Here is a 20758-nt window from a genome sequence, read left to right on the forward strand (position 1 = left end):
CGGATCAGAGGAAATCGTCGCGGCGCGGCGTGAAGCAGTCGATCAGTTCGCCCTCTTCCAGACACAGGCAGCCATGCTCGATATGGCCGGGAATGACGAGGCTATCGCCCTTCTTGAGGTCGTAGGCCTCGCCATCACGGTAAAAGCGGAAGCTGCCGCTGGCGACATAGGTCGATTGTACATGCGGATGGCTGTGCAGCTTGCCTTCCGCGCCGGTCTTGAAACGGAACGATACCACCATCAGTTCTGGCGCTTCGGAAAGCACGGTGCGTTCTACGCCATCGTCGGGCGAAACAGTGGGGAAGGTCGGAAGCTGCTGCATATCTTTCTCCTCAGTCAATGCGGTTCAGGCGGCAATCTCAGCGCGGTGCGCGCAACATCGCGCGGTATCGCATCTGGCTGCTTTTCAGGTGGTTGCGCATGGCGCTTCGCGCCGCCTCCTCGTCGCCGTCCTGTATCGCGATCAGTATCGCCTCGTGCTCTCCCACCAGACGGCTGAGATCAGCGGGCGAAAGCACGGTCTCGGAGCCGTTTTCGGCCACGGCGCGGCGGGGAATGACGGTCGGGCCAAGCACCTGCAGAAACTCGCTGAAGCGGGGATTGTTGGTCGCTTCGGCAACGGCCAGATGGAAGGCGAAATCGGCCTCGGCCGTCGGGCTGCCCTTGGCGGCGCTGGCGCGGAAGGCGTCGAAGGCCTCGATGATCTTTTCTTCCTGCGCCGGCGAACGGCGGATCGCAGCAAGGCCCGCGGCATCGCCTTCCACCGCGGTGCGCAGTTCCAACATTTCTATCAGCGAGGAGACGCGGGCCAGATCGACATTATGGAAAGGCCGCCGTTCGACCGGGGCGGGCTCCAGTACGAAGACACCGGCGCCCTGACGCGGTTCGACGAGACCGTCTGAGCGCAGGGAAGCAATCGCCTCGCGCACAACGGTTCGGCTCACGCCGAATTCCTGTGTCATCTGCGCTTCCGATGGCAGGCGGTCGCCAGTCTTGTAACGGCCCTTGGCGATCTGGCCGCGGAGTTCCTCCGAAACCTTCACCACAAGCGTTTTGGCCTGTGGCGCTGCCGGTTCGGAGGTCGTCGTTCTTGTCATCTTCGTCGCCGTTCTAAAAATATCGGTTGCGTCTACCGTTCCTCGATACGTTATTCGCGGCCCGGCTTGCAATCCCACCGCCTGCCGGGAACGTTCCCTGCCGCATTTCACGTCGCCTTGAAGATCGGGTTGTCGACGAAAACACCGCCCTGAAACCGCACCATGGCATCGCCGGGGTCGGGTTTCGGCGTTGTCTCGGCAATGTGCCGCCGGAAGGCCTCCGCATTGTCTTTCGGTTTCCATCCGAGAAAACCGAGATGCGAATTGTCCCACCAGCCGGCGTCATTGGCAGACGCACCCCATACAACAGGGCAGCCGAGGATCGGTGCGCGAAATACCGCTTCGACCAGCGATACGAAATCGTCGTGCGAGAACCAGGTGGACAACATGCGATAATTGGTGGGTTCCGGGGTGCAGGAACCGATGCGCACAAGCGCCGTCTCCTGCCCGAACTTCTCGAAATACATGCGGGCCAGGTTTTCGCCAAAACACTTGGAGACGCCGTAAAGCCCGTCCGGTCGGAAGGGGGCGTCGGGGCCAAGACGCTCCGTCTGGGGATAATAACCGATCGTGTGGTTGGAACTGGCAAAAACGATCCGCGGCTGTCCATGGGCGCGGGCGGCTTCATAGAGATTATAAAGCCCGATGATGTTGCCTTGAACGATTTGTTCGAACGGCTTTTCCACCGATATGCCGCCAAGGTGGATAATCCCGTCGCAACCGGCGACCATGGCATCAACGGCATTTGCGTCCGCCAGGTCGCACTGCACGCATTCCTCGTTCGGGCCTGCCGGGTCTAGCGGAGCGAGATCGGCGAGGCGCAATATCTCGGCCACCGGTGCGAGGCGTTCGCGCATGACGCGGCCGAGCTGGCCTGCCGCACCGGTAACAAGAAGCCGTTTCATCGCAATTCTCCATCAGCATTATACGTCACCGACGCATTCAGATATGGCAGCGCCTCTTGACCTTGTCATACAGATCGTACAAAAAGCGGATAACATATATTATGTGCCGTACGCAACAATCATGAAGGATGAGTTTGATGCTGACCGTCGAAACAAGGCAGGCCGTGAACCCGGAATATGCAAAAACGCTGGATACCGAAGGTCTCCGCCGGCATTTCCTCGCCAGCGACATGTTCCGTTCCGGTGAAATCAGGCTGATCTACACCCATTACGACCGCTTCGTGATGGGCGGCGCCGTGCCTGACGGAAAGCCGCTGACGCTCGACAAGGTGGAGGAAACCAGGACACCTTCCCTCCTCGATCGGCGTGAAATGGGCATCGTCAACATCGGTGAGGCGGGCACGGTCAGCGCCGGCGGCGAAACCTACACGCTGAACCGCGGTGACGTGCTTTATCTCGGTGCCGGCAGCGGCGCGGTGACCTTCGACGGCGCCGGGCGATTCTACATCACCTCGTGCCCGGCGCATCGCAGCCTGCCGGTGAAGCTGGTGACGCTGGCGAACAGCAAGGAAGTCAAGCTTGGCGCAACCGAAACCTCCAACAAGCGCACCATCAACCAGTTCATCCATCCGCTGGTCATGGAAAGCTGCCAGCTGGTGCTGGGATATACGACACTGGAGGACGGCTCGGTCTGGAACACCATTCCCTCGCATATTCATGATCGCCGCATGGAGGCCTATCTCTATTTCGGCATGGATGAAAAGTCGCGCGTGCTGCACCTGATGGGCGAGCCGCAGGAGACCCGCCACCTGTTCATTTCAAATGAAGAAGGCGCGATTTCCCCGCCCTGGTCCATTCATTCCGGTGCGGGCATCGGCTCCTACACCTTCATCTGGGCCATGGCTGGCGACAATGTCGACTATACCGACATGGACTTCATTCAGCCGGGAGACCTGAAATGAGGAACCCCTTTTCGCTTCAGGGGCGCAAGGCGCTCGTCACCGGCGCGAATACGGGGCTCGGCCAGGCGATTGCGGTGGGTCTCGCCGCTGCCGGTGCGGACGTCGTCTGCGCCGCCCGTCGTGCGCCGGATGAAACGCTTGCCATCATCGCGAGGGACGGCGGCAAGGCCAGCGCATTGTCTATCGACTTTGCCGATCCGCTGGCGGCAAAAGACAGTTTTGCCGGTGCCGGTTTCGACATTCTCGTCAACAATGCCGGCATCATCCGCCGTGCCGATTCCGTTGAATTTTCCGAGCTGGACTGGGACGAGGTGATGGACGTCAACCTCAAGGCGCTGTTTTTCACCACGCAGGCCTTTGCAAAGGAGCTGCTGGCGAACGGCCGCCCCGGCAAGGTCGTCAATATCGCCTCGCTCCTGTCGTTCCAGGGGGGTATTCGTGTGCCGTCCTATACGGCTGCAAAGCATGGCGTCGCCGGTCTCACCAAGCTTCTGGCAAATGAGTGGGCGGCGAAGGGCATCAATGTGAATGCGATTGCGCCGGGTTACATCGAAACAAACAATACAGAGGCGCTGCGCGCGGATGCGGCCCGCAACATGGCCATTCTCGAGCGCATTCCGGCTGGCCGCTGGGGTCATTCAGACGATATAGCCGGGGCGGCGGTTTTCCTTGCTTCGCCGGCGGCGGATTATGTGCATGGCGCCATTCTCAATGTCGATGGCGGCTGGCTGGCGCGCTGAGCAGCGCCCGCCTGTAAAATTCATCATATAACTTGTATGATGAATTGTTGACAAATATACGGCAAGTGGTTTAGGTGACTTTCAGTCATTGAACTTCAAAGGAATACCGATCATGAACCCTGAACAAATCAAAACGGCTCTCGGCTCCGGCCTTCTGTCTTTCCCGGTCACCCATTTCGATTCCGAGGGCCGTTTCGCTGCCGACAGCTACAGGGCCCATGTCGAATGGCTTGCCGGTTACAAGGCGCCGGTGCTGTTTGCCGCAGGCGGCACCGGCGAGTTCTTTTCGTTGAAGCCGGATGAGATTCCGACCATCGTTTCCGCCGCCAAGGAAGTCGCCGGCGAAACCGCCATCGTTTCCGGCTGCGGTTACGGCACTGAAATTGCGGTCGATATCGCCCGCTCCGTCGAAAAGGTCGGCGCCGATGGCATCCTGCTTCTGCCGCATTACCTCATCGATGCGCCGCAGGAAGGGCTTTACGCCCATATCAAGAAGGTGTGTCAGTCGGTCGGCATCGGTGTCATGGTCTATAACCGTGACAACTCGGTTCTTCAGGCCGATACGCTGGCGCGGCTGTGCGACGAGTGCCCGAACCTTGTCGGCTTCAAGGACGGCACCGGCGATATCGGCCTCGTTCGCCAGATCACCGCCAAGATGGGGGACCGCCTGATGTATCTCGGCGGAATGCCAACCGCGGAACTGTTTGCCGAAGCCTATCTCGGCGCCGGTTTCACCACCTATTCCTCGGCCGTATTCAACTTCGTGCCCGGCCTTGCCAACGAGTTCTACGCAGCGCTGCGCGCCGGCGAGCGTGCCACCTGCGAGCGCATTCTTGTCGATTTCTTCTATCCATTCATGGCGATCCGCAACCGCGCCAAGGGTTATGCCGTCTCCGCCATCAAGGCCGGCGTCCGCCTGCAGGGCTTCGATGCCGGTCCGGTGCGTGCGCCGCTGAAGGACCTGACGAATGAGGAAATCGGCATGCTCGAAGCCCTGATCGGCACGCACAAGCGCAAAGCCTGATCACGGCATAACGGGAGGGGAGCCATGAAAATCACGGCAGTGCGCACGCATCTGCTTGAACACCGGCTGGACACGCCGTTCGAAAGCGCCTCCATGCGTTTCGACCGGCGGGCCCATGTTCTGGTGGAAATCGAATGCGACGACGGGACCGTCGGCTGGGGCGAATGCCTCGGCCCGGCGCGGCCGAACGCCGCCGTGGTCCAGGCCTATTCCGGCTGGCTCATCGGCCAGGACCCTCGCCAGACCGAAAAAATCTGGGCCGTGCTTTATAATGCCCTGCGCGATCAGGGCCAGCGCGGCCTCAGTCTTACGGCCCTGTCCGGCATCGATATCGCGTTGTGGGACATCAAGGGCAAGCATTACGGTGCTTCCATCTCGATGCTGCTCGGCGGGCGCTGGCGCGAGAGCGTACGCGCCTATGCCACCGGCAGCTTCAAGCGTGATGGTGTCGACCGCGTTTCAGACAATGCGTCCGAAATGGCGGAGCGCCGCGCTGACGGCTTCCACGCCTGCAAGATCAAGATCGGCTTCGGCATCGAGGAGGACCTCAGGGTCATAGCCGCGGTTCGAGAGGCGATCGGGCCTGACATGCGGCTGATGATCGATGCCAATCACGGTTATACGGTCACCGAAGCCGTCACGCTTGGCAACCGCGCCGCCGACTATGGCATCGACTGGTTTGAGGAGCCGGTGGTTCCCGAACAGCTCGATGCCTATCAGCGTGTACGGGCAGGGCAGCCGATCCCGGTTGCGGGCGGCGAGACCTGGCACGGGCGTCACGGCATGTGGCAGGCGCTTTCCGCCGGTGCCGTGGATATTCTCCAGCCCGATCTCTGCGGATGCGGCGGTTTTTCAGAAACGCAGAAGATTGCCACGCTTGCCACGCTGCACGGCGTGCGCATCGTGCCGCATGTCTGGGGCACCGGCGTACAGATCGCCGCCGCGCTGCAATTCATGGCGGCGATGACGCCTGATCCGGTGCGGGTCAATCCCATCGAACCGATCATGGAATTTGACCGCACCCATAATCCGTTCCGTCAGGCGGTTCTCAGTGAACCTCTCGAAGCGGTGAACGGTATCGTCGCCATTCCCGATGGTCCCGGTCTCGGCATCGAGATCAACCGGGATGCACTCGTTGAATTCAGGATGCCAGACCCATGAGTGAACTCGTCAGAAAGCTGAGCGGCACCGCGCCGAGACCCGCTTTCCCGAAAGGCGCGGTCGATACGCAGATGCACATGTATCTGCCCGGATATCCCGCCTTGCCGGGTGGCCCCGGCCTTCCGCCGGGCGCCCTGCCGGGACCGGAGGATTATCGTCGCCTCATGCAATGGCTCGGCATAGACCGGGTCATCATCACGCAGGGCAATGCCCATCAGCGAGACAATGACAATACGCTGACCTGTGTTGCCGAGATGGGCGAGGCGGCGCGCGCGGTCGTCATCATCGATGCGACCACGAGCGAAAAGGACATGGAGAAGCTTGCCGCCGCGGGTGCGGTCGGCGCGCGTATCATGGATTTGCCGGGTGGCGCTGTGAACCTTTCCGAACTGGAAGCGGTGGACGAGCGGGCGCATGCGGCCGACTGGATGGTGGCGGTGCAGTTCGACGGAAACGGTCTTCTCGACCATCTGCCGCGTCTTCAGAAAATCCGCTCGCGCTGGGTGTTCGATCATCATGGCAAGTTCTTCAAGGGCATCAAAACCGACGGGCCGGAAATGGCGGCGCTTCTGAAACTCATCGACGGCGGCAATCTGTGGTTCAAATTCGCCGGCGTTTATGAAAGCTCCCGCGAAAGCTGGCCCTACGAGGATGTCGCCGCCTTTTCGCGGGTGATCGCGGCGCATGCGCCGGAACGCATCGTCTGGGGCACCAACTGGCCGCATAATTCCGTGCGCGAGACGGCTGCCTATCCTGATGATGCCCGCCTTGCGGAACTGACGCTCGGCTGGCTGCCGGATGAGGCGGCGCGTCATCGGGCGCTGGTCGAAAACCCCGAAGAGCTGTTCAAGCTGTCGCCGGTCAAGGCGGCCTAATTTCATCCGGGATGGTTGGGGAAGGGAGGCCCCATCATCCTTTTCAAGTGAAAGGTCTTTGCATGCCGGCCCGGATGGGCGTGAAAAAATCGGCCCGACAAGCCTTGGAGGGGCTGGGCCGTTTCAACAATGGAGGAGGAAAGCATGAAAAAGATTGCAAGCATGATGTGCGTCGCGATGGGGATCGCGCTGTCCGGTGTTTCCGCCATGGCGCAGGAAATCACCCTGCGTTCGGCCGATATTCATCCGGACGGTTATCCCACGGTCGAAGCCGTGAAATATATGGGCGAGCTTCTGGCCGAGCGGACCAATGGCCGTATCAAGATACAGGTCATGAACAATTCCGTTCTTGGCGGTGAAAAGGACACCATCGAGCAGACCCGCTTCGGCGTCATCGACATGAACCGCGTCAATGCCGCGCCTTTCAACAATCTGGTCAAGGAAACCACCGTTCTTGGTCTGCCTTTCCTGTTCCGCTCGACGGAGCACATGCACAATACGGTCGACGGTCCGATTGGTGATGAGGTTCTGGCTGCTTTCGAACCGCACGGTCTGGTCGGTCTCGCCTTTTACGATTCCGGCGCCCGATCCTTCTACACCACCAAAAAGCCCATCGAAAAGCTGGCGGATCTGAAGGGGCTCAAAATCCGTGTCCAGCAGTCGGACCTGTGGATTTCGATGATGCAGGCCTTCGGCGCCAACCCGACGCCGATGCCGATGGGCGAGGTCTATTCCTCACTGGAAACCGGTGTTGTCGATGGTGCCGAAAACAACTGGCCATCCTACGAATCCGCCCGTCATTATGAGGTGGCAAAGAACTATTCTCTGACCGAACATTCTCTGAACCCGGAAATCCTCGTCATTTCGAAGATCTCCTGGGACAAGCTCTCCCCGGAAGACCAGAAGCTGCTGCGCCAGGCGGCCAAGGATTCGGTCGGCAAGATGCGCGAATTGTGGAGCGCCCGCGAAAAGGCATCGGAAGAAAAGGTCCGGGCTGGCGGGGTCAATGTCATCAAGGTCAACAAGGAGGAATTCGCTGCCGCGATGGGGCCGGTCTACGACAAGTTCGTCACCGATCCGAAGATGAAGGACCTTCTGGAACGGGTGAAAGCGGTCAAGTAACGCGTGGGAAACCGGCCTTGGAAACAGGGCCGGTTTTCTTTTGTCGCCGTTGATGCGGGAGGAACAGACAATGCGACACTTCATGCGGGCCATCCGCCCTTTTCTCGGCGCGCTCAGCCACGCGTCGCTTTATATTGCCGGTATCGGCATGATCGCCATGACGCTTATCGTCGGCTGGCAGGTCTTTGCGCGGTATATTCTCAACGATTCACCCAGCTGGTCTGAGCCGCTGTCGCTGCATCTCATGTCGTGGTTCATCATGCTTGGCGCCGCCGTCGGCGTGCGCGAGAGCGTGCATCTGGGGCTCGATATTCTGCGCTACATGATGCCGCCGCGTGTGCAGAAGGGCATGGACCTGACAAGCCTTGCGCTGATCTTCTTCTTCGGTGCCGGCATGGCCTGGTATGGCACCTCGCTTGCCATGGGGACATGGACGGCGACGATCCCTGTTCTCGGCTGGCCGGGCGGGACGGATTTCTTTCCGCTGATCGGCGGCGGTTTCCTTATCGCGCTGTTTGCTGCTGAACGTTTCGTCGATCTTTCCATCGGCGAGGAAATCGCTGCAGACGTGATCGTGCAGGAGGCCGCATAAATGGCTTACACCATTCTCTTCGGGGTGTTCACCCTGCTGATGCTGATCGGAACGCCGATCGCGTTCTGTCTCGGCATCGCGTCCTTCGCCACGGTTCTTTATCTCGGCCTGCCGCCCATCGTGGTGTTCCAGCAGATGAATTCCGGCATGAATGTCTTCGCGATGATGGCGATACCGTTCTTCATCTTCGCCGGTGACCTGATGGTGCGCGGCGGCATCGCCCACCGCCTCATCCGCTTCGCGGCAGGCCTCGTGGGACACCTGCGCGGCGGTCTTGGTCAGGTCAACATCGTGGCTTCGACACTGTTCGGCGGCATTTCCGGCTCGGCCGTGGCCGATGCCTCTGCGGTGGGCGGGCTGATGATACCGCAGATGGCAAAACGCGGTTACGACAGGGATTACGCCGTCAATGTCACCGTCAACGCCGCCATCATTGCGCTGATGATCCCGCCCTCGCACAACATGATCCTCTATTCCATCGCGGCGGGCGGCAATGTCTCTGTGGCCGATCTCTTCACCGCCGGTATCATTCCGGGCCTGTTGCTTGCAGCAGCGCTGATGGTGACGGCCTATATCGTCGCCCGGCGCAAGGGCTATCCGTCCGAGCCTTTCCCCGGTTTCTCGAAGCTGATGTATTATCTGCTGGCCTCGTTTCCCGGCATCCTGCTGATCGGCATCATCTTCGGCGGCGTGCGTTCGGGCATCTTCACCGCCACGGAGAGTTCCTGCATCGCCGTGCTCTATGCCTTCCTCGTCGCCATGCTGGTCTATCGCGAACTCAACTGGGACGGCTTCGTGGAAGCGGTGATGGGTGCTGTCCGCACCACGGCCATGGTGCTGCTGGTCATCGGCACGGCGGCGTCCTTCGGCTGGCTGATGGCCTTTCTGCAGGTGCAGACGTTGATGATTGCCGCAATCAGCGCGATTTCGGACAACCCGATCATCGTACTGCTTGTCATCAACATCATCCTGCTGCTGCTCGGCACCTTCATGGACATGGCGCCGATGGTCATCATTTCCACGCCGGTGCTTCTGCCTGTCGTAAAGGCCTTCGGCATCGACCCCGTGCATTTCGGCGTGGTGATGATCCTGAACGCCGGCATCGGTCTCAATACGCCGCCGGTCGGAACGGTGCTCTTCGTCGGCTGCGCGGTGGGCGGCATATCGATACGGGAGGCAATGCGGACGATCTGGCCGTTCTTCGGCGCCAGCATCGCAGTGCTGCTTGCTGTCACCTATATTCCGTCGCTATCCCTGTGGTTGCCGTCACTGTTCCGGTAATTCCAGCGCTTTCAAACGAGGAGGCCCCGTTATGCCGGGGCCTTTTCCGTTTCGTCGGCAAGCAGCCTTTGCTGCTCATGCTCGTCAAATGCCATCAGGTTGCCGTGCCGGCTGCGGCGTATCCGGTTCATATGGTCACGCGGGCTTAATCCCAATGTCCGCTTGAACATGCGCGAGAAATAATAGGGGTCGCCATAACCCACCTCGGCCGCCGCTGCCGAGACCGAAAGTCCGGCCTCGAGAAAATGCATGGCGCGTTCCATGCGTTTGAACTCCTGATATTTGCGCGGCGTCCGTCCCACCCGCTTCTGGAATTCCCGCAGGAAATAATCGCGATTATAGGGCGCCGCATCGGTGGCCCGCCCAGCAATGTCGGGGTCCAACGGATTGGCGGAAATCATCGTGATCGCCTTCATCACCGCAAGGTCGAGGCCTTCCGTACCCTCCGGCTGAAAACTCGGGCGGTCGACCCAACCCAGAAACGCGTCATCGATGAAGGCGATCAGAAGCACCATGAAGAGATGATGTTGGCCCAGAGTGACGGAGGAAGGAGGCGCGCTCTGCCGGTAGTGGCGCACCAGCGGCTCCAGAAGCGACCAGCGGCTCAGCCGCAGTTTCGGTTTCAGGTCCATCTGCGCGATCAGGTTGTGGCGGCCGTAAATATCGAGCGTGAAATGCTGCGCCACGCCGCGATAGGTAACTGCCTGCTCGTTCCACCCGACAAAGCGTTGCCCTCGGAAAATAAGCATGGCGTCACCGGGCTCCAGTACCCTTGCTTCGCCATCAACGAGATAGTGCCCGCGCCCCTCCAGGCAGATGATGAGATCGTCCACCGGATTGGATTTGTCGATCTGCCAGGTGCGCGAATGCTCCATTTTGATCGTCGCGCGCGTCAGGTTGAGGTTGAGCGCCGCAGGCGGAACGGATGACAGGATGCCACCTTCGATTTCGTCCATCTTTTTCCTCGTCTTTGTTAATTCACCTTGGCGCTGAAATTTGGTTTTGTCACCGCATAAATTGCTTTTACGCGCCGTATCAATGAGGGAGGAGATCGGTCGCGGCTAGGAAATACGCATTATTGCGCCTGCCGCTGGCCGTTCCGGGAGAATCACTTGTACGAAATTGTATTCTGTCAGTCGCGTTCCGCCGGGACGCGGGGAGGAGCATCATGAAATCTCAGCGCTTCCTGGGGCTGGGATATCTGACGCCTTACATCATCGGGCTTTTGGTCTTCACGGCCATTCCGTTCCTTGGCTCGCTCTACCTCAGTTTCACCCGTTACGACTTGATGAGCGATCCCAGCTGGGCAGGGCTTGCCAATTACGAGCGGCTGTTCACCCGCGACCGCACCTTCATGAAATCCCTGAACGTCACCCTATTCTACGTGTTTCTGACGGTGCCGCTGAAGCTTGCCTTTGCGCTGTTCATCGCGGCAATACTCAATTACAAGCTGCAATTCATCAACTTTTTCCGCACCGCCTTTTACGTGCCGTCCATCCTCGGCGGCTCGATCGCGATTGCGGTTCTGTGGCGCTATATCTTCGCCAGCGAAGGCCTTGCCAATATGGCGCTTGCCGCCGTGGGGCTGTCGCCGGTGGACTGGTTCGGAGATCCGGGCAATGCGCTTTTCACCATCACGCTGCTGCGCTGCTGGCAGTTCGGTTCGGCCATGGTGATCTTCCTTGCGGCCCTGCAATCCATCGACAAATCGCTTTACGAAGCGGCCGCCATCGATGGTGCCGGCAAGGTGAGGACCTTCTTCTTCATCACCCTGCCGCTTCTGACGCCGGTGATCTTTTTCAACCTCATCATGCAGATGGTGCAGGCATTCCAGGAGTTCAACGGTCCTTACATCATCACCCAGGGCGGGCCGCTGAAGTCCACCTATCTCCTGCCTCTTTACATCTACGACGAGGCGTTCAAGAAGTTCAACATGGGCTATGCCTCCGCAATCGCCTGGGTGCTCTTCACCATCATCACCGTGCTGACCCTCGTGGCCTTCTGGTCCTCGAAGAAGTGGGTCTATTACGCCGGCGACAAGCGGAACTGATGCCATGACCGATATCGCAACCCTAAACGACATGCAGGCGGCCCGCCGGGCGCGGCTCAGGCTGCTTTCCACCTCGGTCCGCTACGTGCTTCTCTTCGCGGTCGGGCTCGTCATGCTCTATCCGCTGATCTGGCTGGTGGGCGCAAGCTTCAAGACCAATTCGGAAATCTTCTCCGGTGCCGGTTTCATCCCGGAAAACCCGACGCTGGATGGCTATATCCGCGGCTGGGAAACCTCGACGCCCTACACCTTCGGCCGGTTCTTCTGGAATTCGTTCCTGATCATCCTGCCGAAGGTCATCGGCACGGCGATTTCCTGCACCATGGCGGCCTATGCCTTTGCCCGCTTCGATTTTCCGCTGAAGAAGATCCTGTTCGGCTCGGTCATCGCCATTCTGCTGCTGCCCAATGTCGTCACCCGCATTCCGCAATATATCCTGTTTCGGGATCTCGGCTGGCTGGACAGTTTCCTGCCGCTCTGGGTGCCCTCGGCTTTCGCCGGTGATGCCTTCTTTGTCTTCATGCTGGTGCAGTTCCTGCGCTCGCTGCCCTCGGACATGGAAGAGGCCGCCCGGGTGGACGGCGCCAACAGCCTGCAGACACTGGTCTACATCGTCGTACCGATGCTGGCGCCGGCGCTGATCTCGGTCTGCCTGTTCCAGTTCATGTGGACGATGAACGACTTTCTCGGGCCGCTGATCTACCTGTCCTCGGTCGACAAATATCCGGTGAGCCTGGCGCTCAAACTCTCCATCGACACCACCGAAGCCTTTGAATGGAACCGCATCCTGGCGATGTCGGTGCTGACGATCGCGCCCGCGCTGATCGTGTTCTTCGCGGCGCAACGGTATTTCATTGAAGGGATCTCGTCTGGCGGGGTCAAGGGCTGAAAATGGCAAGCGTTCAACTTAAAAATCTCGAAAAAGTCTATGGCGGCAGCTTCAAGGCGGTGCACGGCATCAATCTCGACGTCGAGGATGGCGAGTTCATGGTGTTCGTCGGCCCTTCGGGCTGCGCCAAATCCACGACGTTGCGCATGGTGGCGGGGCTGGAGGAAATCACCGGCGGTGAAATCCTGATCGGCGATCAGCGGGTCAACGACCTGCCGCCCGGCAAGCGCTCCATTGCCATGGTGTTCCAGAACTATGCGCTTTATCCACATATGAAGGTGCGCGGCAATCTCGCCTTCGGCCTGAAGATCGCCGGTGTCGCCAAGCCGGAGATCGAGAAGGCCATCGACAATGTCGCGCGCATTCTGGAGATCGAGCCGCTGCTCGACCGTCTGCCGAAGCAGCTTTCCGGCGGGCAGGCGCAGCGTGTGGCGCTCGGCCGTGCGCTCATCAAGAAACCGGGTGTGTTTTTGTTCGATGAGCCGCTGTCCAATCTCGACGCCAAGCTTCGTGCTTCGATGCGGGTTCGCATTACCGATCTGCACCGCCAGTTGAAAGCGGAAGGCCTGTCATCGACTGTTATCTACGTCACCCATGACCAGACGGAGGCCATGACCATGGGTGACCGCATCTGCGTCATGCAGGCAGGTCGCATCATGCAGGTCGCGACGCCGAAGGAGCTTTACAACCATCCGGCCAATCTCTTCGTCGCCGGCTTCATCGGCACGCCGGAAATGAACCTCGTGGATGTGGCAATCGAGGGTACTGAATTCGTGATCGCCGGTCAGCGCCTGCCGATCGGCGCGCATCTGGAACAGCGACTATCGGCGAGACCCACGGACGCCGTCATCGGCATCCGTCCGCAGCATCTCTCATTGGCGGAGGCGACCGATGGTCCGGCGCTGCAGGCGAAACTCACCAATGCGGAATTCATGGGCCACGAGGTCTATCTGCACGCCGATCTCGGCGGCCAGAAGGTCGTCAGCGTCGTCGGCGCGGCGGAATTCGAGGTGCTCGGCCGCGATGGTCGTCTGCGCCTGAAGCCGGACCCGGAGAAGCTGCATATTTTCGACAAGGCCGATGGGCGCAACGTTTCGCTGTGAGGAGCGGACGGGCGTGCCTGATTTTTCGAGGAGGAGAAGAACAATGAAGATGATGACCAGAATGATGGCGATGCTTGCCGGTGCCGCTTATGTGGCGATGGCGACCGCTCCTGCGGCAGGTGCCGCGGAACTGCGCATGTCATGGTGGGGCGGCGAGAGCCGCCATGTCGCCACCCAGAAAGCGATTGCCGCCTGTGGCGAGAAATACGGCCACACGATCAAGGGCGAGTTCACCGGTTTCGACGGTTATCTCGAAAAACTCACCACCCAGATGGCGGGCAAGACGGAAGCTGATATCGTTCAGGTCAACTGGCCGTGGCTGCCGCTGTTTTCCAAGAATGGCGAAGGTTTTGCCGATCTGCGCCAGCTGAAGCCGCTCGATCTTTCCCAATGGGCCGAGAGCGATCTGGAGGCGGGGTCGATGAACGGCGTGTTGCAGGGGCTTTCCGTTTCCACCACCGGCCGCGTCTTCTTCTTCAATGCCACGACCTTCGAAAAGGCGGGTGTCGAAATTCCGAAGACCTGGGATGAGTTCTTCGCGGCGACGAAGACCATCAAGGAAAAGCTCGGCAAGGACTATTATACCTTCAACGCCGTCAAGGAGACCGCCCAGCTTCTGGTGACGCTGGCCGTTGTGCAGAAAACCGGCAAGGATCTGGTCGATCCCAAGACAAACCGCGTGGCCTGGACGCCGGAGGAACTGGCCGAGGGCATTTCCTTTGTCGGCAAGCTGGTCGAAACCGGATCCATCCGCTCCCAGAAAGAGGAAGCGGCCGATGGCAATGTCAATCTTTATGAAAAGCCGTCCTGGTCTGAAGGCCGCATTGCCGGCTCCTATGAATGGGATTCGACCTATTCAAAATATGCCGATCCCCTGAAGCAGGGGCAGGTTCTGAAACCCGTGCCGATGCTGAAGCTTGCAGACGCGGTGACCGAGGGGGTCTATCGCAAGCCTTCAATGGTGTTCTCGATCTCTAAAAACTCGAAGAACCCGGAAGCAGCGGCGCAGATACTGAACTGCCTGCTGAACGAGCCTGAGGGTATCGACGCACTCGGCACCTCGCGTGGGTTGCCGGCATCCAAGGCTGGGGCTGCACGTCTGGGCGACAAGGGCGAGCCGGAAGTGCGAGCCGCCAATGCCATCGTCATGGCCGCATCCGGGCCGGTGGTATCGCCCTTCAACGAACATCCGGAAATCCGCTCGGCCTTCATCGATACGCTGGAAGAATATGCCTATGGCCAGCTGACGGCGGAGGAGGCGGCCGAGCAGATCGTCGATTCCACCAATGATGTTCTGGCGAAGTTCGATTGACGGCAATCTCCCGCCGCCGCGTCCGTGGCGGCGGGCTCACTGACCGGCTGCCGGAACATGCGAGGCATGTCCGCCAGGGCCTGGCCGGATAGGGACGAAAGACGGGAAATGAACATGAACGAACCCCTTATCATCGCGTCTTCAGCGCGAACGGCAGCGCTTTGCCTCGCCGCACCCGGCGCTCGCCATTTCCTTCCGGCGAGGACGGAGTGGCGTTTGTCGTCGGCGGAAGGCGACGAGCGGCGCGGCGAAACTGCGACCGTGGTGACGCTGCTGCATGATCTCTTCCCGGATACCTGCTATCTGTTCGAGGCCGAGGGGTTCGCAGCGCTGGAGTTCAGAACCAGCCCTTGCGCCGGGCTTGTGGAGGCTGCGGCGTTCTCCCTGACGCCGGATGTCGCGCTCGATGATGAAGAGGGCGCGCGTGCCAATGCCGAGGCGCTGGAAAGGGCGGTGGCTGCGGTGCCGCATGGCGGCACGTTGCGTCTCGGGGCCGGTCTCTGGACGTCCTTCCCTGTCCGCCTCAAAAGCAACATGACCTTCCATCTTGCCGAGGGAGCCGTGCTGCGCGCCCCTTCGAGCCGTAAAGCCTGGCCGATCCTGCCGGCACGCGATGATGCGGGCCATATGCTCGGAAGCTGGGAAGGCCTGCCGGATGCCTGTTTCGCCGCGCCGGTTCATGCCATCGGGACAGCTAATCTCATCATCGAGGGCAGGGGCGTTCTCGATGGTTCGGGCGACAGGGGTGACTGGTGGAGCTGGCCAAAAGAAACCCGCGACGGCGCGCGGCGGCCGCGCGGCCTGCATCTCGTTTCCTGCCGCAAAATCCAGCTTCTCGGCTTTACGATAAAAAACGCCGCCTCATGGACAATCCATCCGCAGGGCTGCGAAGACTTGATCGCTGCCAGCCTCACCATCGACGCGCCGCATGACAGCCCGAACACTGATGGTTTCAATCCTGAAAGCTGCCGCAACGTCACGATATCGGGCGTTCGTTTTTCGGTCGGAGACGATTGCATCGCCGTAAAGGCAGGAAAGCGCGGCCCGGATGGCGAGGACGATCATCTCGCGGAAACCCGTGGCATTCGTGTGCGCCATTGTCTGATGGAGCGCGGCCATGGCGGGCTGGTGATCGGCTCGGAAATGTCCGGCGGCGTGCATGACGTATCTGTGGAGGATTGCGACATGGTCGGCACGGATCGCGGCCTGCGCCTCAAGACGCGGCGCGGACGGGGCGGCATCGTCAGCAATATCGCCATGCGCCGGGTGCTGCTGGACGGCGTGCAAACCGCGCTTTCCGCCAATGCACACTATCATTGCGATGCTGATGGACATGACGAACGGGTACAGTCGCGGCAGCCGGCGCCGATCGACAAGGGCACGCCATTCATCGATGGAATTATCGTGGAAGATGTCGAAATACGCAATCTCGCCCATGCTGCGGGCGTCTTTCTTGGCCTTCCCGAAGCACCCATCCGCAATGTCGCCATCCGCAATCTCACCATCGTCTCGCGCGATCCATCGGCCATCGCCGCGCCTCCCATCATGGCCGACCGGGTTCGTCCCATGCGCCATGAGGCGATTGTTGTCGAGCAGACACATATAGTCTGCGACGATCCTGCCATGCTGAGCGACGCTTCCATTTCCACTGTTTCAGATCGCGATTGAGAAAATCCATGAAAGCCACTGAATATTTTGAGCAATTCTGCAGTCGTTATAGGCATTACAAGGGCGGCAGCTGGTGTTATGAGGATGGATGCATCTACCGCGGCCTGCAGCAGCTGTCCGAGGCCACCGGAGAGGCGCGCTGGAGCGACCATCTGCACCGGCTCGCCGATGTGCAGATAGCGACCGACGGCGCGCTCGCCGGTTACGATCCGCAGGAATATAATATCGACCATATTCTTGCCGGCCGTATCCTCTTTCCCCTTTCGGAAGAAACGGGCGACCCACGGTATCTCGCTGCCGCGGACCATCTGGCGGGGCAGCTACGCAGCCATCCACGCATCGCCTGCGGCAATTACTGGCACAAGAAACGCTATCCGCATCAGGTTTGGCTGGACGGTCTCTATATGGGTCTTCCGTTCCAGATTGAATATGCGCAGGCAACGGGGCGGCCCGAACTGATCGACGACGCGCTGAGGCAGTTTTCAACGGCACTTGCCCTGACGGCGGATACCGGCGGGCTCTATGTTCATGGCTACGATGAAAGCCGCACCCAGCGCTGGGCCGATCCGCAGACCGGCAAATCGCCGGCCGTCTGGGCCCGTGCGGTCGGCTGGCTGGCCATGGCTCTGGTGGATGCGCTCACGATACTGCCGGATGATGGCCCGACAAATGAATTGCGACAGAGCACACGGCGCCTCCTGGCTGAGATCGTCGCACGCCAGACAGGCACCGGTCTGTGGATGCAGGTTCTCGATAATCCGGATCTGGCGGGCAATTACGAGGAGACATCCGCCTCCGCCATGTTCTCCTATGCGCTGCTGCGTGCGGTCCGTCTTGGGCTGTTGCAGGGAGAGGCGGCGGGCGCGGCTTTGTCCGCAGGTCGTCGCGCGCTTTCGGCTCTGCTGGAGACCCGGCTTCTGGCGGGCGAAGACGGTGTCACTCGTCTTGCCGGCATCGTACACGTCGCCGGACTTGGTGGTTTCGAGGGCAATTATCGCGACGGCTCGCCGGAATATTATCTGACCGAGCCAGTGGTTAGCGATGACGCCAAGGGAGTGGGTCCCCTGATGATGGCCTTTGCCGAAAATCTCCTGCTGGTCTGATGTGCCACCACCTCGATGAGCAGGATAGTTAGAGCGGGACTCCCCGAAATTTGGCCCGGTTGCGGCGCTATCGGCGGATCAGGCCCGCCTCCGGCGCTTCACCGTCAAGCCGTGCTTTTTTCGATGAAGCGGATGGCGTCGCCGACGGTCAGGATCGTATTTGCGGCGGAATCCGGAATCTCCACCCCGAATTCCTCTTCGATCTCCATGACCACCTGAACTATTTCCAGAGAGTCTGCCCCGAGATCGTCGGCAAAACTGGCATCGTCCACGACGGCGGCAGGGTCTGCGCCAAGCTGGTCCACGATGATTTTTCTGATACGTTCGGCAATTGTGGGCATGAGAAGGCTCCGCGAGAGTTGTTGTCGCCGAACCTGCCCCATGGACATTGCCGGAACTTGTTCTTGCAAAATCACACATTTGCAGGAACAACACGGCTGTGTCACGGGGTCGAAACATCGATGACATCCGGACGTAGCACGCCTTTCTCCGCTGCGAAAGGGTGCCGGCCTCGACCCCATGTCCGGAAAAATTCGCGGCGACTGCAAGATTAAACGGTTTGTGACTGGAAGCGGAGAACCGGGACGCGGTAAAGCTGGTTTCCATTGAACAATTGCCGCTATCTCATTGAGCATCAACGCCATGGCCCCATCATCCCCGGAACGCTTCATCTTGCTTGACGGCATAAGGGGCGTGGCTGCGCTCTTTATCGTCCATCGCCATGCCGAGCAGTTTTTCGGCAGGGATCCGGCCTCGAGCTATCTTGCCGTTGATCTGTTTTTTGCTCTCAGCGGCTTCGTGCTGGCTCACGCCTATGGCGTCAGATTGCGTGACGGGGCTACCACGCCCGGCTTTTTCATGAAGGCGCGCTTCGCCCGGCTTTATCCGCTTTATGTGCTGGCACTGGCGTTGATGGTGGCCTATTTCATCTGCCTTTATGTGCTGGGTCTGCCGACGCCGATCGACGATCTGCATCGTCTCATCGATCCCGGTGAACTGGCCTTTGCGCTGGTGACGGGGCTTCTCTTTCTGCCGGCGCCTTTCACGTTGACCCTCAATGGCGCGCTGTTTCTCGTCAGCCCGGCGTGGTCGCTTTTCAACGAACTGGTGGTGAACGTGGTCTATGCCCGCTGGGGCGTGCGGGCGACGGTGAAACAGATCGCAGCCGTCATCGTTGCCAGCGCCATTGTACTGGTGGCCGCCGCCGCCGCGTCTGGAAAGCTGCATCTCGGTTTCCGTTGGCATGAAATGTATGCCGGCATGGGCCGGGTATTCTTTTCGTTTTTCGCCGGCGTGCTGGTTTACCGGTTCCGCAACCGTGTGCCGGAGCTGAGGCCCGTCCAGGCCGCGCTGTGTCTGGTGCTCGTCTGTGTCATCCTTGCCGTGCCCGTATCACGCGAAGTCCGGCCCTTCTTCGACCTCGCAATCGTCCTGCTCCTCTGGCCGCTGCTGCTGTTCGTGGCCAGCCGAACGGTGCCGGGCCCCATGGTGAGTGCACTTTCGGGGTTTCTTGGTACGGCGTCTTACGCCGTCTATGTCCTGCATATTCCGCTTCTGGCATGGACGGAGTTTTTGGTCCCGTCCATCACGCAGCAGAATATCGCCCTGCCAGCCGGCGTCCTGTTTCTCATCGGCACGACGTGGATTTCATGGTGGCTGACGGTCCGTTACGATCAGCCCGTTCAGAAATGGGTGAAAAACCGTCTGCGGAAACGCGCAGAAACACGCCAGCCCGTCTAGTCGAAACAAGCGGGCCTGAAATTCAGTAGTGGGCAAAGATAGGCGCGGTCAGCACAAAGGCGGCCACAAGGCTGATGATCGTCAATTTCGCCGCTCGCATGCGGCGCATTCTGCGGCCGCTCCAGTCATACGTCATACTCTCTCTCCACGCAGACGCAAACTCGCCGGTATGAAACCCGCTGACGTCGAGGCCTGTCCCGGCCTTCAGCGCGCATGTTCCATCCGTCACCTTCGTGCCGCCTGATTGGCGCACGGAGGTATCCATTTCAGTGTTGCCTGATATACATCATTTGCCAAGCCGTTATTTTCATCGGTGATTTTGAAGGCCTGGTTTCCCGTCGTCATGGATGGAAGAGCGCCGTTATCGGTAAAGAGGCGGCAGCCCCTGGATCGCGTAACGTGGCAACGGTTTCCATGATTTACTGCGATCATGTTTATGAACGCCAAAAAGAAAGCGCATTTCCTTCGAAAGCTCGGCAGGGTCGGTCAGCCCGCCCTGAAACAGCTGGATCACCTTTCGGGCGGCATTGTTGTAAAGCATGACTTCCTCGTCCATGGTGTGCCGGTCATAACCGAGGTCTGCCAGCACCGACTGGAGCATCTTGAGGTCCTGTGACGACATGATGCAATTTTCATATGCGGAAGACATCACGTCCTCCTTTCTATGGGGTTCACCAAAACTGTGGTGTCTCGCGTCGCTGCGGATGTCATGCGACGCCGCTTCCGTGCATCCGAGCGACAGGCCGTGCCATTAAAGCGTCGCGCCTTGGACATTCATGTCGTGTGGGTCCGTATCGTTCCTGCGGGTCAACGACATGAGCAGGACGAGGGCTTCAGCGGCCGTCGTAAAGCGGCGGTAACGCCCTTTTCAGTGATTGGGAGGGTGCGCCCATTGGGCGGAATAGGCAAGTTAATTCCGTCGCAGTCGGCGGCAGTCGTGCATATTTATCTTCGGCTGCTCACAGCAACAAAAAAGGCCGGGGCAATATTGCACCGACCTTCCTCATATCGCTCTCAACACCAGTGCCAGTACATCCGTGGTCAAAAGTTTGAAGCGACTAAAACAACTGCGAACGACGATTTCATTCGCGCTCACCAGCAGTTGCTATGGGAAATATATAGAAGAGCAATATG

The 20758-nt window shown here is 59.8% G+C and carries 21 protein-coding genes; 15 read left to right on the plus strand and 6 right to left on the minus strand.

Annotated features, from left to right (window positions below; translation table 11 throughout):
- Nucleotides 1-4 precede the first annotated feature (4 nt).
- The 3 genes from WA845_RS12435 to WA845_RS12445 all read right to left on the minus strand — a co-directional run bounded on the left by WA845_RS12435 (nt 5) and on the right by WA845_RS12445 (nt 2002).
- A complete protein-coding gene (locus tag WA845_RS12435) occupies nt 5-322 on the minus strand; it encodes a cupin domain-containing protein (protein WP_006700391.1) in 318 nt (105 codons plus the stop codon).
- Between the two features lie 37 nt (nt 323-359).
- On the minus strand, nt 360-1097 hold the full coding sequence (locus WA845_RS12440; protein WP_022562656.1) for a FadR/GntR family transcriptional regulator: 738 nt from the start codon (nt 1095-1097) through the stop codon (nt 360-362).
- 107 nt (nt 1098-1204) lie between these two features.
- On the minus strand, nt 1205-2002 hold the full coding sequence (locus WA845_RS12445) for an NAD-dependent epimerase/dehydratase family protein (RefSeq protein ID WP_112554157.1): 798 nt from the start codon (nt 2000-2002) through the stop codon (nt 1205-1207).
- 137 nt (nt 2003-2139) lie between these two features.
- Here WA845_RS12445 and kduI point away from each other — a divergent pair, with 137 nt between their 5' ends.
- From kduI to WA845_RS12485, 8 genes are all read left to right on the plus strand, one after another.
- Nucleotides 2140-2964, plus strand: coding sequence for a 5-dehydro-4-deoxy-D-glucuronate isomerase (gene kduI / locus WA845_RS12450; protein ID WP_337322346.1), 825 nt, complete (start codon nt 2140-2142; stop codon nt 2962-2964).
- A complete protein-coding gene (gene kduD / locus WA845_RS12455; RefSeq protein WP_112554161.1) occupies nt 2961-3704 on the plus strand; it encodes a 2-dehydro-3-deoxy-D-gluconate 5-dehydrogenase KduD in 744 nt (247 codons plus the stop codon). The genes kduI and kduD overlap by 4 nt, the downstream gene beginning before the upstream one ends.
- Nucleotides 3705-3816: 112 nt before the next feature.
- Nucleotides 3817-4728 (plus strand): 5-dehydro-4-deoxyglucarate dehydratase, encoded by a 912-nt coding sequence (gene kdgD, locus WA845_RS12460; protein ID WP_004444985.1) that lies wholly within the window; start codon nt 3817-3819, stop codon nt 4726-4728.
- 24 nt (nt 4729-4752) lie between these two features.
- Nucleotides 4753-5889 (plus strand): D-galactarolactone cycloisomerase, encoded by a 1137-nt coding sequence (locus WA845_RS12465; protein ID WP_004444983.1) that lies wholly within the window; start codon nt 4753-4755, stop codon nt 5887-5889.
- On the plus strand, nt 5886-6764 hold the full coding sequence (locus tag WA845_RS12470) for a D-galactarolactone isomerase (RefSeq protein ID WP_081859419.1): 879 nt from the start codon (nt 5886-5888) through the stop codon (nt 6762-6764). Before WA845_RS12465 ends, WA845_RS12470 begins: the two co-directional genes overlap by 4 nt.
- Before the next feature lie 144 nt (nt 6765-6908).
- On the plus strand, nt 6909-7886 hold the full coding sequence (locus tag WA845_RS12475) for a TRAP transporter substrate-binding protein (RefSeq protein WP_004444981.1): 978 nt from the start codon (nt 6909-6911) through the stop codon (nt 7884-7886).
- Between the two features lie 70 nt (nt 7887-7956).
- The gene (locus tag WA845_RS12480) at nt 7957-8478 is read left to right on the plus strand and encodes a TRAP transporter small permease (RefSeq protein WP_022562649.1); all 522 of its coding nucleotides are present in this window, start codon (nt 7957-7959) and stop codon (nt 8476-8478) included.
- Nucleotides 8479-9759: a TRAP transporter large permease gene (locus WA845_RS12485; RefSeq protein ID WP_004444979.1), complete on the plus strand. Its 1281-nt coding sequence runs from the start codon at nt 8479-8481 to the stop codon at nt 9757-9759.
- A 29-nt stretch (nt 9760-9788) separates the two neighbouring features.
- Here the strand turns inward: WA845_RS12485 and WA845_RS12490 are convergent, their stop codons facing one another.
- Nucleotides 9789-10715, minus strand: coding sequence for a helix-turn-helix domain-containing protein (locus WA845_RS12490; protein WP_004444978.1), 927 nt, complete (start codon nt 10713-10715; stop codon nt 9789-9791).
- 212 nt (nt 10716-10927) lie between these two features.
- Here WA845_RS12490 and WA845_RS12495 point away from each other — a divergent pair, with 212 nt between their 5' ends.
- The 6 genes from WA845_RS12495 to WA845_RS12520 all read left to right on the plus strand — a co-directional run bounded on the left by WA845_RS12495 (nt 10928) and on the right by WA845_RS12520 (nt 17884).
- Nucleotides 10928-11809 (plus strand): carbohydrate ABC transporter permease, encoded by an 882-nt coding sequence (locus WA845_RS12495; protein WP_004444977.1) that lies wholly within the window; start codon nt 10928-10930, stop codon nt 11807-11809.
- A 4-nt stretch (nt 11810-11813) separates the two neighbouring features.
- A complete protein-coding gene (locus tag WA845_RS12500; RefSeq protein ID WP_004444975.1) occupies nt 11814-12698 on the plus strand; it encodes a carbohydrate ABC transporter permease in 885 nt (294 codons plus the stop codon).
- A gap of 2 nt (nt 12699-12700) precedes the next feature.
- A complete protein-coding gene (locus WA845_RS12505; protein ID WP_107327285.1) occupies nt 12701-13801 on the plus strand; it encodes an ABC transporter ATP-binding protein in 1101 nt (366 codons plus the stop codon).
- A gap of 43 nt (nt 13802-13844) precedes the next feature.
- Nucleotides 13845-15113 (plus strand): ABC transporter substrate-binding protein, encoded by a 1269-nt coding sequence (locus tag WA845_RS12510; RefSeq protein ID WP_337322347.1) that lies wholly within the window; start codon nt 13845-13847, stop codon nt 15111-15113.
- Nucleotides 15114-15227: 114 nt separating this feature from the next.
- Entirely contained in the window at nt 15228-16781 is a 1554-nt protein-coding gene (gene pglA, locus WA845_RS12515) for a polygalacturonase PglA (RefSeq protein ID WP_337322348.1), read from the plus strand.
- Nucleotides 16782-16789: 8 nt separating this feature from the next.
- Nucleotides 16790-17884, plus strand: a complete 1095-nt coding sequence (locus WA845_RS12520) for a glycoside hydrolase family 88/105 protein (protein WP_337322349.1) — start codon at nt 16790-16792, stop codon at nt 17882-17884.
- 104 nt (nt 17885-17988) lie between these two features.
- Here the strand turns inward: WA845_RS12520 and WA845_RS12525 are convergent, their stop codons facing one another.
- Nucleotides 17989-18225 (minus strand): acyl carrier protein, encoded by a 237-nt coding sequence (locus WA845_RS12525; protein ID WP_004444965.1) that lies wholly within the window; start codon nt 18223-18225, stop codon nt 17989-17991.
- A 301-nt stretch (nt 18226-18526) separates the two neighbouring features.
- Here WA845_RS12525 and WA845_RS12530 point away from each other — a divergent pair, with 301 nt between their 5' ends.
- Nucleotides 18527-19624 carry an acyltransferase family protein gene (locus WA845_RS12530; RefSeq protein WP_337322350.1) on the plus strand — a complete coding sequence of 366 codons (1098 nt, stop codon included), beginning with the start codon at nt 18527-18529 and terminating at the stop codon, nt 19622-19624.
- A gap of 361 nt (nt 19625-19985) precedes the next feature.
- Here the strand turns inward: WA845_RS12530 and WA845_RS12535 are convergent, their stop codons facing one another.
- Entirely contained in the window at nt 19986-20273 is a 288-nt protein-coding gene (locus WA845_RS12535) for a hypothetical protein (RefSeq protein WP_337322351.1), read from the minus strand.
- Nucleotides 20274-20758 lie beyond the last annotated feature (485 nt).

Source organism: Agrobacterium sp. CMT1, from assembly GCF_037203725.1.
Classification (GTDB): Bacteria; Pseudomonadota; Alphaproteobacteria; order Rhizobiales; family Rhizobiaceae; genus Agrobacterium; species Agrobacterium pusense.

Coding starts and splice junctions, on each gene's coding strand:
- WA845_RS12500 (WP_004444975.1), top strand. CDS start 11,814: ATGACCGATATCGCAACCCTAAACGACATGCAGGCGGCCCGCCGGGCG.
- WA845_RS12535 (WP_337322351.1), bottom strand. CDS start 20,273: ATGTCTTCCGCATATGAAAATTGCATCATGTCGTCACAGGACCTCAAG.
- WA845_RS12520 (WP_337322349.1), top strand. CDS start 16,790: ATGAAAGCCACTGAATATTTTGAGCAATTCTGCAGTCGTTATAGGCAT.
- WA845_RS12495 (WP_004444977.1), top strand. CDS start 10,928: ATGAAATCTCAGCGCTTCCTGGGGCTGGGATATCTGACGCCTTACATC.
- WA845_RS12435 (WP_006700391.1), bottom strand. CDS start 322: ATGCAGCAGCTTCCGACCTTCCCCACTGTTTCGCCCGACGATGGCGTA.
- WA845_RS12485 (WP_004444979.1), top strand. CDS start 8,479: ATGGCTTACACCATTCTCTTCGGGGTGTTCACCCTGCTGATGCTGATC.
- WA845_RS12490 (WP_004444978.1), bottom strand. CDS start 10,715: ATGGACGAAATCGAAGGTGGCATCCTGTCATCCGTTCCGCCTGCGGCG.
- WA845_RS12525 (WP_004444965.1), bottom strand. CDS start 18,225: ATGCCCACAATTGCCGAACGTATCAGAAAAATCATCGTGGACCAGCTT.
- pglA (WP_337322348.1), top strand. CDS start 15,228: ATGAACGAACCCCTTATCATCGCGTCTTCAGCGCGAACGGCAGCGCTT.
- kdgD (WP_004444985.1), top strand. CDS start 3,817: ATGAACCCTGAACAAATCAAAACGGCTCTCGGCTCCGGCCTTCTGTCT.
- WA845_RS12475 (WP_004444981.1), top strand. CDS start 6,909: ATGAAAAAGATTGCAAGCATGATGTGCGTCGCGATGGGGATCGCGCTG.
- kduI (WP_337322346.1), top strand. CDS start 2,140: ATGCTGACCGTCGAAACAAGGCAGGCCGTGAACCCGGAATATGCAAAA.
- WA845_RS12510 (WP_337322347.1), top strand. CDS start 13,845: ATGAAGATGATGACCAGAATGATGGCGATGCTTGCCGGTGCCGCTTAT.
- WA845_RS12480 (WP_022562649.1), top strand. CDS start 7,957: ATGCGACACTTCATGCGGGCCATCCGCCCTTTTCTCGGCGCGCTCAGC.
- WA845_RS12530 (WP_337322350.1), top strand. CDS start 18,527: ATGGCCCCATCATCCCCGGAACGCTTCATCTTGCTTGACGGCATAAGG.
- WA845_RS12505 (WP_107327285.1), top strand. CDS start 12,701: ATGGCAAGCGTTCAACTTAAAAATCTCGAAAAAGTCTATGGCGGCAGC.
- WA845_RS12440 (WP_022562656.1), bottom strand. CDS start 1,097: ATGACAAGAACGACGACCTCCGAACCGGCAGCGCCACAGGCCAAAACG.
- WA845_RS12470 (WP_081859419.1), top strand. CDS start 5,886: ATGAGTGAACTCGTCAGAAAGCTGAGCGGCACCGCGCCGAGACCCGCT.
- kduD (WP_112554161.1), top strand. CDS start 2,961: ATGAGGAACCCCTTTTCGCTTCAGGGGCGCAAGGCGCTCGTCACCGGC.
- WA845_RS12445 (WP_112554157.1), bottom strand. CDS start 2,002: ATGAAACGGCTTCTTGTTACCGGTGCGGCAGGCCAGCTCGGCCGCGTC.
- WA845_RS12465 (WP_004444983.1), top strand. CDS start 4,753: ATGAAAATCACGGCAGTGCGCACGCATCTGCTTGAACACCGGCTGGAC.